General features: G+C 47.3%; 4 protein-coding genes. 2 read left to right on the top strand and 2 right to left on the bottom strand.

Translation table 11 applies throughout. The features are described 5' to 3' along the window. Positions 1-18: 18 nt before the first annotated feature. On the bottom strand, positions 19-9,393 hold the full coding sequence (locus IGI89_RS11010; protein WP_438735657.1) for an Ig-like domain-containing protein: 9,375 nt from the start codon (positions 9,391-9,393) through the stop codon (positions 19-21). A gap of 1,153 nt (positions 9,394-10,546) precedes the next feature. Between IGI89_RS11010 and IGI89_RS11005 the strand changes: the two genes are divergently transcribed. Further along, positions 10,547-11,431, top strand: coding sequence for a helix-turn-helix domain-containing protein (locus IGI89_RS11005; RefSeq protein ID WP_438735656.1), 885 nt, complete (start codon positions 10,547-10,549; stop codon positions 11,429-11,431). Positions 11,432-11,502: 71 nt separating this feature from the next. Here IGI89_RS11005 and IGI89_RS11000 read toward each other — a convergent pair whose 3' ends face one another. Next, positions 11,503-13,065 (bottom strand): polysaccharide deacetylase family protein, encoded by a 1,563-nt coding sequence (locus IGI89_RS11000; RefSeq protein WP_438735655.1) that lies wholly within the window; start codon positions 13,063-13,065, stop codon positions 11,503-11,505. Positions 13,066-13,298: 233 nt separating this feature from the next. Between IGI89_RS11000 and IGI89_RS10995 the strand changes: the two genes are divergently transcribed. Beyond that, positions 13,299-13,970: a CPBP family intramembrane glutamic endopeptidase gene (locus IGI89_RS10995; protein ID WP_438735854.1), complete on the top strand. Its 672-nt coding sequence runs from the start codon at positions 13,299-13,301 to the stop codon at positions 13,968-13,970. Positions 13,971-14,008: the final 38 nt, after the last annotated feature.

The following is a 14,008-nucleotide window of genomic DNA, read 5'->3' as shown; positions in this document are numbered from 1 at the left end:
TCCGCTGGTAAAGTCATGCTATTTTTGTTGGTCTTTTTTCTTTCTTGCTTTGAAGAACAAACCAATTCCTCCTACAACGAAGACTGCTGCCCCAATCAGTGAAGCATACCAAGTTCCTTTAGATCCCGTTTTCGGTAGGTACTTACTTCCCCACCAGCTTTGGTTGTTATTGCTACCGTTGCCGTTGTTGTTCCCCCAACTGCCCCAGTTACCCCAAGCGCCGTTGCTTCCGTCGGTACCATTCGTTCCATTGGTACCGTCCGTGCCATTGCTACCGTCCGTGCCGTCGGTACCATCCGTACCATTGTCACCCGTTGGTACCACGATTGGTGTTGCTGCACTGCGGTATTCTCTGCCACCTGCTGTAACGATCGCCACAACGTTAAGGGTTTCTTCTGGTGAAACATCCTCTGGGTCTAATGTGATGCTGAAGGCACCATTCCCATTGGTCGTTCCAGTTCCGACAACGTCACCCGCTTCATTCAAGATTTCGATCGTCGCATTGGCTGGCCCATTCCCGAAGACTGGATAGCCATCGGTAGGATTGCCAGTGATCGTGGCAACCGGTGCGTCAACCGTCAAGGCACCGACTACGGTCGTCGTCGGATCACTTAAGGTTTCGCCTTCGGCTAAGGCAAGAACCGTAACGGTTTCACCTTCCGTCGCTTCCGCGGATAACTCAACATCCCAGTCACCATTTTGATCGGCGATCGTTGTGATTGGTCCTTCAGCCGCGAAGATGGTCAGGAATCTACTTGTTAACGGATCGCTGATGGTAACGGTGATCGTAGCACCTGGCTCACTCGTTCCGCTGATCGTTGTATCACCAGCCGTAACTGGGTCAATGGTTGGTGTATCTGTCTTGATGCTTTCATCATCGACAGGTACGACGATTGGTGTCGGATTACTGCGGTAGTCATCCCCACCAGCAGTGACGATCGCCACAACCGTTAAGTTTTCTTCTGGTGCGACATCCTCACTAGTCAATGTGATCGTATAGTCACCATTTTCATCGGTCGTGCCTGTTTCAACGACATCCCCCGCTTCATTCAAAATTTCAATCGCTGCATTGGCAGGCCCGTTCCCGGCTACTGGATAGCCTTCTTGGGAATTACCCGTAATGGACGCTGAAGGTGCGTTGACCGTGATGCCATTAACAACGGTCGTTGCTGGTTCACTGGTGGTTTCTCCTTCACTTTGCGCCACTGCTGTTACGATTTCATCTCGAGAAACTTCTGCAACTTCCACTGACCAATTTCCTGCTTCATCTGCTTCGGTTTCAACCGCTTCTTCTCCCGTTACCGTCACGGTGACCATCGATCCCGGTACAGCAGTACCAGTGATGGTCGTGTCACCAGCTGTGACTGGTTCGATGATTGGTGTGGCGGTTTGATCGATCGTATTCTCAACGGGCACTACGATTGGTGTGGCATTACTCCGATAGTCTTTGCCGCCGGCTGTAATGATCGCAACGACGTTCAATGATTCTTCAGGAGAAACATCTTCACCAGAGAGCGTGATGGTGTAGTTGCCATTTTCATCGGTATTGCCTGATCCAACGACATCCCCCGCTTCATTCACGATTTCAATCGCCGCATTTGGTGCTGCCACCCCCGTCACTGGATAACCATCCTCTGGATTGCCAGTGATGGAAGCGGTCGGTGCTGAAACCGTGATGCCATCCACACTCACTGTGATTGGTGCACTAGGGTCTTTTTCAGGGGATTGTGCCACAACAGTGACGGTATCACCCTCCGCAACTTCAGGTACTTCGACTGTCCAATTGCCCTCTTCGTCCGTTTCAGTTGTGATCGGTTCATTTTCACCAATCGTTACCGTCACCGTCGAACCTGGTTCGGCAGTCCCGCTGATCGTCGTATCGCCAGCTTTGACTGGATCGATCGTTGGTGTTGCAGTTTGTTGCTCTTCTTGATCCAAAGGTACCACGATTGGTGTCGCATTACTGCGGTATTCTTTGCCGCCAGCTGTCAGAACTGCGACGACTGTTAGGCTTTCCGCTGGTGCAACAGCTGTTGGTTCAAGAGTGATACTGTAGTTTCCTTCCGCGTCTGCGGTTCCTGAACCGACGATTTGTCCATCGCTATTCAAGATTTGTATGGTGGCATTGGCTGGTGCCGTTCCACTTACTGGATAGCCATCCGTGCTATTGCCTGTGATGGTTGCACTAGGAGCAGTGACCGTCAACGCCCCCACACCAACTGTTACTGGAGCGCTTGGCTCTTTGTCAGGTGATTGAGCCACAACAGTGACTGCATCGCCTTCAGAAACTTCTGGTACTTCTGCTGTCCAATTGCCTTCGTCATCCGTTTCAGCCGTGATTGGTTCCGCATCTGGTACAGTGATCGTCACGGTTGAACCTGGTTCTGCGGTCCCACTGATGCTGGTATCTCCTGCCGTGATTGGATTGATCGTTGGTGCAGCTGTCTGATCCACTACCGTATCTGCTGGTACGATGACCGCTGTTGGATTACTGCGATACTCTTTCCCACCAGCTGTTACGATGGCAACGACATTTAAGGTTTCTTCTGGATCGACAGTTTCAGCAGTTAAGTCCACTGTATAGTTGCCGTCTCCATCGGCAGTGCCTGTTCCAACGACTTCATTGTCTGCGTTCAAGATCTCGATCGCTGCATTGGCTGGTGCTGTACCAGTCACTGGGTAGCCATCCGTGCTGTTGCCGCTGATGGAAGCTGTTGGTGCTGCGACAGTCACTCCTTCAACGATGACAGTGATTGGATCACTTGGGTCTTTGCCGTCACTGTCTGCGACGACTGTGATGGTATCCCCTTCAGACAATTCAGGCACATCGACACTCCAGTTGCCCTCATCATCTGTTTCGGCGGTTTCTTCTGTGCCGTCAGGTAGTGTCACAGTCACAGTTGAGCCTGGTTCTGCCGTTCCGCTAACTGTTTCATCGCCTGCTTTGATTGGATCAACCGTTGGTGCCGTTGTTTGATTTTCACCCGGTTCAGCTGGCACCATGATTGGTGTCGCTGGACTACGATAATCTGTACCACCAGCTGTGACCACCGCAACTACCGTCAAGTTTTCTTCAGGAGAGACATTTTCACTGGTCAAATCGATCGTGTAAAGCCCTGCATCATTGGTCGTACCCGTTCCAACTGTCTCGCCAGCTTCGTTCAAGATTTCGATGGTCGCATTCGCTGGTCCTGTTCCGGTCACTGGATAACCATCGGCTGCATTGCCACTGATGGACGCACTAGGAGCCACCACCGTTAATGCACCGACTGTGATCGTTGCTGGTGTACTTGGTGTTTCATTTTCTACTTCTGCTACTGCCGTAACAGTCGTCCCTTCGGAAAGCTCTGGCACATCAACTTGCCAATTGCCCTCTTCGTCAACTTCGGCTGAGATTGGGTCTTGCTCACCGACCGTCACGTTGACTATTGCTCCTGGTTCGGCTGTCCCGCTGATTTCTGTTGCGCCGGCAACTGCTGGATTGATCGTTGGTGTCGCCGTTTGATCCGCAGGTACCACGACAGCCGTTGGTTGACTACGGAAGTCATCCCCACCTGCTGAAACGATGGCAATGACACGGACCGTTTCTCCTGCTGATGCCTCTTCACTGGTCAAGGTAACGGTGTAAACACCATTCTCATTGGCCGTCCCTGTGCCAATCACTTGATCATCAGCATTTAAGATTTCGATTGCCGCATTAGCTGGTGCTGTACCAGTTACTGGATAGCCATCTGCACTATTGCCAGAAATCGTTGCCGTTGGTGCTGCCACGATCAGCCCTTGCACCGTCACTGTTACTGGTAAACTTTCTGTTTTGCCGTTTGCCAAGGCAGTAACTGTCAAGACATCATCCAGAGAAACCGTCGGCACAGTTGCCGTCCACTCACCTTCGTCATTCGCTGCCACTGTAACAGTATCGCCGTTTGGTAGTTCAACCGTTACATCTGCCCCAGGTTCAGCCGTTCCGTTAACGGTTGTAGCCCCAGCAATCACTGGTGCGACAGTCGGTGCCGCTGTTTGGTCTTCTGCGTTATCTTCTGGCACCACGATAGTAGTTGCCGGACTGCGATAGTCTTGACCGCCGGCTGATACGATAGCCACCACTCGCAAGGTTTCTGCTGGTGAAACACCTTCTGTCAAGGTGATCGTATACTCACCGTCTCCATTGGCAGTCCCACTGCCCACCACTTCATTGTCATCATTTAAGATTTCAATGGCTGCGTTGGCTGGTGCTGTCCCTGTGACTGGATAGCCGTCAGTACTGTTGCCAGTGATCGTTGCCGTTGGTGCTGCCACGTTCAAGGCACCGACACCGACACTGATTGGTGCACTTGGGTCTTTGCCTTCAGCTTCAGCAACCACTGTGACCGTGTCGCCTTCTGAAAGCTCTGGTACGGTGACCGTCCAATTGCCTTCCTCATCCGTTTCGGCAGTCACTGGATCTTCTCCAGGAATCTCCACCGTTACCGTTGAACCAGGTTCGGCAGTTCCTCCGACGGATGTATCCCCTGCTTGCACTGGCTCGATCGTTGGTGTGGTCGTCTGGTCTGCTGGTACCACGATGGAAAGCGGCGCACTGCGGTATTCATCGCCGCCAGCTGTTACCACTGCCACCACCTGAAGTGGTTCTGAAGGATCAACATCACTACTGCTCAAGGTGATGCTGTAAGCACCTTCCTCATTTGCTTCACCGCTACCAACAACCTCACCGGCTGCATTTAAGATCTCAATCGCTGCATTTGGCGTGGCCGTTCCGGTTACTGGATACCCCTCCGAACTATTGCCGCTGATCGCTGCTGTCGGTGTCGCCACACTGAGTGGATTTACGACGACCGTAGCTGCATCACTTGGTGTTTCCCCATCAAGGGTCGCTACCACAGAAACAATTTCTCCTTGAGAAACCTCGGGCACAGTTGCCGTCCAATTGCCTTCGTCATCCGCTTCGGCAGTGACTGGCTCTGCGTCACCAATCGTGACTGAGACTGTCGCGCCAGGTTCAGCCGTACCACTGATGGTCGTGTCGCCGGCTGTCACCGATTCAATCGTTGGGACTGCAGTTTGATCCAAAGGTACTGTGATTGGTGCAGCCGCACTGCGGTACTCTTGACCACCGGCTGTGACTACCGCCACCACCCGTAAGGCTTCAGCTGGAGACGCGTCATTACTCGTTAACGTGATCGTATATTGGCCTTCGTCATTGGCGGTGCCAGTACCTATGACCTCGTCATCGGCATTCAAGATTTCGATGGCTGCATTGGCTGGTGCCGTCCCCGTTACTGGGTAACCTGCGGTACTATTGCCGCTGATCGTCGCGGTTGGTGTAGCGATCGTCAACCCATTGACTCCAACACTGATCGGTGCACTTGGGTCTTTGTCTGGTGCTTGTGCGACCACTGTGACGGTTTCTCCTTCTGAAACTTCAGGAACTTCAACTGTCCAGTTCCCCTCGTCATCGGCTTCACCAGTAACAGGTTCTTCACCTGGGATCGTTACCGTCACCGTAGCGCCTGGTTCTGCGGTCCCACTGATCGTCGTATCCCCGGCATTGATTGGATCGATGGTTGGTGATGCTGTTTGTTCAAGCTCATCTGCTGGGACCGTCACCGGTGTGGCAGGACTGCGGTACTGATCTCCGCCTGCTGTAACGATCGCAACGACAGACAAGGTTTCTTCTGGTGCTGCATCGGATGGTGCGATGGTTACCGTATAGTTTCCATCCCCATCGGCTGTCCCAGTACCGATCACATCGCCTGACTCATTCAACACTTCGATCGCTGCGTTCGCTGGAGCAGTCCCCGTGATTGGATAGCCATCGGTACTATTGCCGCTGATGATCGCTGTTGGTGCTGCAACGGTGACTCCATTGACTCCAACGCTGACTGGCGCGCTTGGCTCTTTGCCTTCGGCTTCCGCAACGACTGTGACTGTATCATCACCAGAGACTGCTGGCACTTCCGCAAGCCAGTTTCCTTCGTCATCCGTTTCAGCCGTTACTGGTTCTTGACCGGTAATCGTAACAGTAACCGTCGAACCTGGATCTGCCGTTCCGCTAATCGTGGTATCACCTGCTGTGACCGGATCGATCGTTGGTGTCCCTGTTTGTTCAATGTCTGCTGGTACCGTGATTGGCGTGGCATTACTGCGGTAGTCTTGACCGCCCGCTGTCACAACTGCCACCACCTGCAAGGCTTCTTCTGGCGTCACATCAGCTGGATCTAAGATGACGGTATAAACACCCGTGTCATCCGCCGTCGTGCTACCAACGACATCTCCTGCTTCATTCAAAATCTCAATTGCCGCATTCGGCGTGGTTGTTCCACTGACCGGATAGCCATCCGTACTATTGCCTGTGATGGAAGCGCTCGGTGCACTGACAGTCACACCATCAACGGTCACGGTAATCGGTGCACTTGGCTCTTTGCCTTCTACTTCGGCAACGACTGTTACCGTATCACCTTCCGTTAATTCTGGTACCGTCGCTTCCCAATTGCCTTCGTCATCGGCTTCTGCCGTGATCGGATCGCCTTCAGGCAACGTGATCGTCACCGTTGCCCCTGGTTCAGCCGTTCCGCTGACGGTCGTATCCCCAGCTGTTACTGGGTCGATCGTTGGTGTTTCAGTTAAATTTTCGACATCATCTGCAGGAACTACAAGCGGTGTGCCTGTACTGCGATAGTCTTCACCACCAGCCGTCACGATCGCTTCCACTCGTAAGTTGTCGCCAGCTGTCACCTCTTGAGGATCAAGGGTGATCGTGAAGTTGCCATCCTCATCAGCTGTTCCGCTACCAACGACATCTCCTACTTCATTCAAAATTTCAATTGCTGCATTGGCAGTCGCTGTTCCCGTTACTGGATACCCATCTGTGCTATTTCCGGTGATCGTAGCCGTTGGCGCCGCCACGGTTAAACCGTTTACACTCACGGTGATTGGTGCACTCGGATCTTTGCCTTCAGACTCAGCTACGACGGTCACGGAATCGCCTTCTGATAATTCAGGAACCGTTGCTTCCCAGTTGCCTTCATCATCGGCTTCAGCCGTGATTGGATCGCCTTCAGGAAGCGTGATCGTTACCGTTGCCCCCGGTTCCGCTGTCCCACTAACGGTCGTATCTCCAGCACTGACTGGATCGATCGTTGGTGTTTCCGTCTGCAGGATATCTGCAGGCACCACAACAGGTGTTGGGTTGCTTCGATAGGTTTCGCCGCCAGCGGTCACAACCGCTGTCACATTCAGGGTTTCTTCCGCGTCAACATCCGCTGGATCTAACGTGACTGTATAAATACCATTCTCATTGGCGGTACCTGTTCCGACAATTTCGCCATCCGCATTGGTGATCTCAATGGCCGCATTTGGTGCTGCGGTTCCAGTCACTGGATAGCCCTCTTGACTATTTCCTGTGATCGAAGCCGTTGGTGCGTTGACTGTTAAGGCGGACACGGTGGTGCTAGCCGGTTGGCTTGGCGTTTGTCCTGCTAGTTCGGCGATAGCTGAAACCGTATCGCCCTCTGACACTTCGTCCACATCAACACGCCAATTGCCCTCTTCATCGGCTTCCGTCACGATCGGATCTGCACCGTTGACGGTCACAGTAATCGAGGCACCAGGCTCAGCAGTTCCGCTGACGCTTGTATCCCCGGCAGTCACCGGTTGAATCGTTGGTGTTCCCGTTTGTTGCTCCGCATCGTCTGCTGGAACGACGATTGGCGTATTACCACTACGGTAAGTTTGCCCACCGGCAGTGACGATTGCGGCAACATTCAAGTTTTCATTTTCTGCTACATCTGCTGGGTTCAACGTGATACTGTAGTTGCCGTTCTCATTTGCCGTACCAGAGCCAACGACTTCACCTTCGGCATTGGTGATTTCAATGGCTGCATTTGCTGCGGCTGTCCCCGTCACAGGGTACCCATCGGTACTATTTCCTGTAATCGAAGCCGTTGGTGCATTAACCACTGGTGCTGCTACCGTTGCCGTTGCAGGCTCACTCGCCGATTCCCCATCAGCTTCCGCTACTGCTGTGACTGTATCGCCTTCCACCAATTCAGGGACATCTGCCGTCCAATTGCCGTCACCATCTGCGGTTGTTGTAATAGGTGCACCGCCGTTGATCGCCAATGTGATGGCTGCGCCTGGCTCAGCTGTTCCGCTGATCGTCGTTTCCCCTGCTGTCAATGGATTGATTGTTGGTGTATCGGTTTGATCTTCTGGTGTATCTGGCGCAAACCAAATCGAGTTATTGCCGTCAGCATCCGTAAATAAATCAATGGTGATCAAATCAAGTTGAGACATCGTTCCTTCGAAGCGGGCTTCGTAAGGATTAGATGGATTCGCCACGCCGTTTTCAACCAATTGTGCATAGGTCGGACTGGTGACATTCGTTGGAATGACCACATTGGTTTGACCTAAAACAGATGCAGAAGCGATTTGATCTGCTAAATCTGTCGTTGCATTGAAGACTGTTTGTGCTGTTTCAACCGTTGCGTTTAAAGTGGCTTTAGCTGTATTAACGGTACTTTGTACCAACGTATTGATTTGACCGATCAAGGTACCGATGCCTGGAATCCCACTTGCACCATCCAAAATACTGACTTGAATCTGGGCTGCTTGTAAATTATCGAGAATTTGATTGATGCGTTGATTGATAACGATAAATAAACCATCATCCACATTGGCAATCAGGGCACGTTCGTTATCGGTTAGTCCAGCTGGAACTTCAAAATTCGCTTGGCCAAATTGTCCAAGTTGATTTAATAAGTCTAACTGGGTAGTGATTTCATCTAAGTTGACGGATATCACTTGGCTAACATCCACGATTGAAGCCGCCGTATACAACGGATTTGGCAAGCCGCCAACGATTGTTGGCGGAATATCAAGTGCATCAGCTAAATTTTGATTGACGATTCCATCCACCGTGCTGATCAAGGTATTGACTGCTGGTGTGACTGTACCGATCAGTGTTTGCAAGGCTGGGAAATTCCCCAGTTGGAGTATCACATTGGTGGAAATCGATGCATTCCCTGCCGGTTGAACCAAACCAGTAAGGCCTTGAGGAACCCCAACAACCGCGACTTTATCCCCATTCAAGACATCAACCGTTACTGCATTCGATCCAGAAATCGAGAAATTGACTTGGTTCGTTGCACCAGGAGTTGCATAAGGTGCAGACGCACTCGTGCCTGAGTTATTAGACGCTGTGATATCTGAGAAAAGTTCAGCTGAAACCAAAGCAGCTTCAACCGTCGTTGGTGCCCATAACAAACTTGCTGGCACGACCACCGTACTTGTCAACAACATTCCACTGACAGTTAAATTCGCAATAATATTTTTCTTTGTTCGAACGCGTGTGTTTTTCTTTGAATCCATGAGCTTTTTATAATTAATGCCTTTCATTCATTCTCCTCCTGTTCGAAAAAAATTTAACCGACAAAAGATAAAACTGATGATCTCTGGAATCCTTCTTTCCCCCTTTAAAACCAGATGAAAATCTATTTCAACCCAACACCTAAAGGCATAGAGAGAAAACAAAAAGTAACCGATCGCAAAGCGAAGATTTTTTCGCATGCTTTCTGAAAAACCCAGTGATTTTTGTTCAAATAGTTTAGAAGCACATTAGCTCACTCTTGTGAAACTAAAAAATAAAATAACTAAACGAACACACTGTGTACCAAAATTCTAGCAAATTTATTTCTTTCCAACAAATTATAAACACGATAAATAATTAAAAAAACACTGAATTTCACCTTTCAAAACATAAAAGGTTTATTTTATAAACAAGCAGAAATTATTTATATTTATCTTATAAACAAATGTATAATGATAAAATATTGCCTTTTTTCGTCAGTTAACCTTTCTTTTTTTTATGTTTAATCAATATAATGAATACGATTTCAATTGCATGTTTATACATCTGGATAGAGAAAAATGATGATTGTGTTTTTTCATGATTTTAACCTCGTTTTTTACCTCCGCAAATAAAAAAACAAAAATAATTTAGACGTTTTTTCACTATATCACCTAAAATAACTCTTGCTAACGAAAAAAAGGAATCGAAACGCTCGCAGAAAGTTCTGTGAAAAAAGAATGAAACTATTCTATCAAAATCAACGTTGCACTATTATGAACGATTATTTCTTCAGTTGCTCTTCACTGCTTTTCATCCTCACCTAGTTATTTGGTCCTACATTTCGGACGTAAACGTTCATTCTACTCGAAGCGGTTATACTTGTTGGTAAGAAGGAAACACCGCTGCCCAATTGGCTTCTTCTAATACGACTTAAGGAGCAACAAACGATGCATTGGCTAGTAATGATTTTTCTATTGATCTGCCTCAGTTTTGTCTAAAAAAAGCGTGAGAACCGAATGTTCTCACGCTTTTCTACGATCCCCCTCTGAGGATCCTCTATCACAAAGATTACTGAACGATTTCTTCCACCAAATCAAGGAAAGTCTGAAATAAAAGACCTTTTAGATTCCTCTATTGGCTTTACTTTACTATAATGGGGATACAAGATCTCATTAATTCAACGAGAGCGGAGGCTTTCTTATGTATGGCGAAACGATCAGACAAATCCGATTGAAAAAAGGCTTCACCCAAAAAGAAGTCTATGGCACGATTATTTCAAAGTCTTATGCCATCGAGTTCGAAAAAGGCAAGCATCAAATTGCTGCCAACTTGCTGTTGCAAATTTTAGAAAATCTTTCAATGGATATCGATGAATTTCTCTATATCGCGAATGGCTATCGCTTGGATGAGCAAAACAGCTATAATCATCGGTATAATCAATATTCAAACAAACACGATCTGCCAAATTTACAAAAGCTGTTACAGGAACTACAAAAAACCACTAGTAGACTGAACAATATCCGTATTGCAGAGGTTCGCTCGCGAATTCGCATGCTACAATGCTTGGCAGAACATGGGGGCTATCGACAAAGTGCTGTTTTAGAATGCGATCGCCAAACGATCACTTCTTACCTCATTGATGTTGAGAGCTGGACGTTACAAGAAATCCAACTATTTGGCAACACCATCGATCTTCTGGACAACGACCATAATTTCCTCTTTTTCAAAAAAGTATCCAAGATGCTCGAGTACTACATCGATATGGAAAAAGGTCGTGAAATTTACTGCGCCTTGCTGATCAATTTGATTGAATATACGCTAAAACACCAGCAATACGATGCGACGGAAGTTCTCGTTGTCCAATTGAAACTTTTAGCGACAGACTACAAAGAATTTTTCCACCAAACCGTCTGCAAGTTTTTCCAAGGCGTGTTGCTCATAAGAACCGGCGATCAAAAAGCTGGTGAAACGATCACACAAAAGATGTTGGCTATTATGCGAGAACTGGATCAAGAAGCCCTTGCCGATGATTTTGCTTTACTATTGGATGAAGATTATCTCCGAGCATTTGCCTCCTCCGAGTGATAAAGCGGCAACTGCAGCGTTCGTTTTTAAAAAAAGGAAGCGATGATTGCCATCACTTCCTTTTTGAGCTATTAGCTAACACTGCGTTCATCTGTGGCACCAAAGTATTGATACATTGGTTTTTGTTTGCCATTGAGCAACTGATCCACCGTCACAAATTCATAGCCTTGCGCTTTCAGCGTTTGAATAATACCAGGTACGGCTTGAACGGATTTCGGATGAATATCATGGAGCAGAATTATTGAACCATCGTAGACATTATTTTGTACGACCTTCAAAATTTTGTTCGGATCTTTTAGCTTCCAATCCTCGGTATCAACACTCCATTGAATGATCGATTTTCCTGCCGCTTGGGCGCTTTGTTGATCGATCGCCCCATACGGCGGGCGCAAATTCTTAGGTAAGACTCCTGTTGCCTGATAGATTGCTTTGTCAGTTTTGGTTATTTCCGCTTTGACATCCTCCGGCGATAACGTATTTAATTGCGGATGTGAATAGGAGTGACTGGCAATTTCATGCCCTTCCTCATGGACTTTTTTCGATACTTCAGGATATCGATCCACCATTTGTCCTAATTCAAAAAACGTTGCTTTGACATCGTTGTCCTTTAAAATCTTCAAAAGATCTAATGTGGTTGTGTCGTTAGGGCCATCATCGAAAGTCAGTGCAACATATTTTTTGTTTTGGTCCAATGTCGATTGTTGCTCTTTCAATTGATCCGCGTTAACAAGTTCCGGATCAATAAACGGTGCAATCTCTTTGTACGCCAACGTGATCTCAGATACACCAGTTTGATTTTGTGGCAACTGAATCGTTATTTTTTCAGGATCATACGTAAATTTCGACTCATAGGTGATTCGATCCATCGCCAAGACCGCATCAATGACTTTATCAGGTTCCTTGGCTTGGTCTAAAATCTTTTGCTGAATGACTTGCTGGATCCCTAGCAAGCTGCCCTCGTCTGGAACCAAGTCTTTCAAGGATAATTCATTGCCGGTTTTCTCGGAAATAAAAATTGGATCGGCAACCACGCTATCCGCATCTTCAAAGCGACCAGTTTCCCGATTCCAAACATAGCTGTCCGCTTTTAAAGAATAGGTTGACACTTTCGATGCGACCGCTTGTGCTTCAATCCGAGCAACAGTGACTGTCTCTTTGTCGGTGTGTTTTTTGCATAATTTGTTCGCCATGGTCGACAATTTCTTGCTTGCATCTTTGACAGGAATCGTACTTTCTTCTTTTGGTCGGAAAATCAATTCTTTCTTGTCCCCATTAGACAATGTTTCGAGTTTTGCTGGGATTCCCTCTTTAGCTTGTTCTTCTTGGATCGATGCCAATAACTTTTCAGCAGCAGCCTCATATTTTTCCCGTGCCAAGGCTTCTTGCTGCTTCAACGTAAAGGCGATATAGCCGCCAGTGGCGATAATGACAATTGTCAGAAGCGTCATCAATGAAAAGAGATACTTACGATGGGTTGGCTTCTTTTTAGAAACTTGACGATCGTTGATTTGCGTGCGTCTTGCCGTTCCCGTTGTTTGCTTTTGATGTGATTCGACCCTTGAAAAAGGTGCTTGTTTTTCAGACGTCGCTTCTTTATGTTGTGAATTATTTGAATAATTGCTTGATTTCTTCATAAACATTCTCCCTAAAACATAATAACGTAAACAAAATGTAACATAAGCGTAATAATATTTCAACAGTGTTACAGAGATTCTTATAAACTTCTCTTTTTGTTCACCATTTTTGAGAATTGTTCTAAGAAATCTTTTATTCTGATACTAAAAAAGCAAGCCTATCAGCCATGATATCGTATTCACTCCGTTTTATTTTCGTTTAAAAATAATGAGAGATATCTTTTTGTACTTTGATGTTTTTTCTGTTTATAATTCAGCGTGTGGCAATTACTTTAAAGGATGTGTTCAAAATGAAACACAAGTCAGCAACGTATTTATTTATTCTTACATTAGTCATCGGTTTAACCTATCAAATGCTTCCCTATACACCCCTAAGCGATTCCGTTTTATCCATCATTGGTACTGTATGGAATGTGATTTTGGCATTTGGTGCGGGGTACTTTTTCTTACGAAGGACCTTTTTGGAACAATTCAAGCATTTTCGGTTCATCGTTTTATTATGGGGTGTGCCTTTCGTCATTTTGACTGGCGTGTTCTTTTCCTTTATTTATGCCGCTATTTTTGGACAACCAACAACTAACTCGATCGGCGAAACCATCACTGTCCAAATGGTCTTTTTACAAGTACCCTTCATGTTGATGGGAGAAGAGTTGCTTAGTACCAATCTCTTGTTAGCTTTACAGAAAAAAGGATTCTCTTTCCTCTGGTCTTCCATCATTTGCAGTGTGCTGTTCGCTTTGTGGCATATCCCAGCGTACGGTTTTCATCCAGCACAATTATTGATCACCTTGATGCCCGCAAGATTGGCACTCAACTACGTCTGGAAAAAATCCAATAGTGTTTGGGTCAGCTGGATCTGTCATTTTCTTTATGATGGACTCGGTTTTATTTCATTCTTTCGTTAAATAATCAAAAAAAGGACAGCTGAATCGTAGCTGTCCTT

Source organism: Enterococcus sp. AZ141, assembly GCF_051714385.1.
In the GTDB taxonomy this organism is placed as follows: Bacteria; Bacillota; Bacilli; order Lactobacillales; family Enterococcaceae; genus Enterococcus_D; species Enterococcus_D entomosocium.
Note: the sequence above shows the minus strand (reverse complement) of the source record. Positions and strands in the feature narration are given on the sequence as shown.

Coding starts and splice junctions, on each gene's coding strand:
- IGI89_RS11010 (WP_438735657.1), bottom strand. CDS start 9,393: ATGAAAGGCATTAATTATAAAAAGCTCATGGATTCAAAGAAAAACACA.
- IGI89_RS11000 (WP_438735655.1), bottom strand. CDS start 13,065: ATGAAGAAATCAAGCAATTATTCAAATAATTCACAACATAAAGAAGCG.
- IGI89_RS11005 (WP_438735656.1), top strand. CDS start 10,547: ATGTATGGCGAAACGATCAGACAAATCCGATTGAAAAAAGGCTTCACC.
- IGI89_RS10995 (WP_438735854.1), top strand. CDS start 13,299: ATGTTTTTTCTGTTTATAATTCAGCGTGTGGCAATTACTTTAAAGGAT.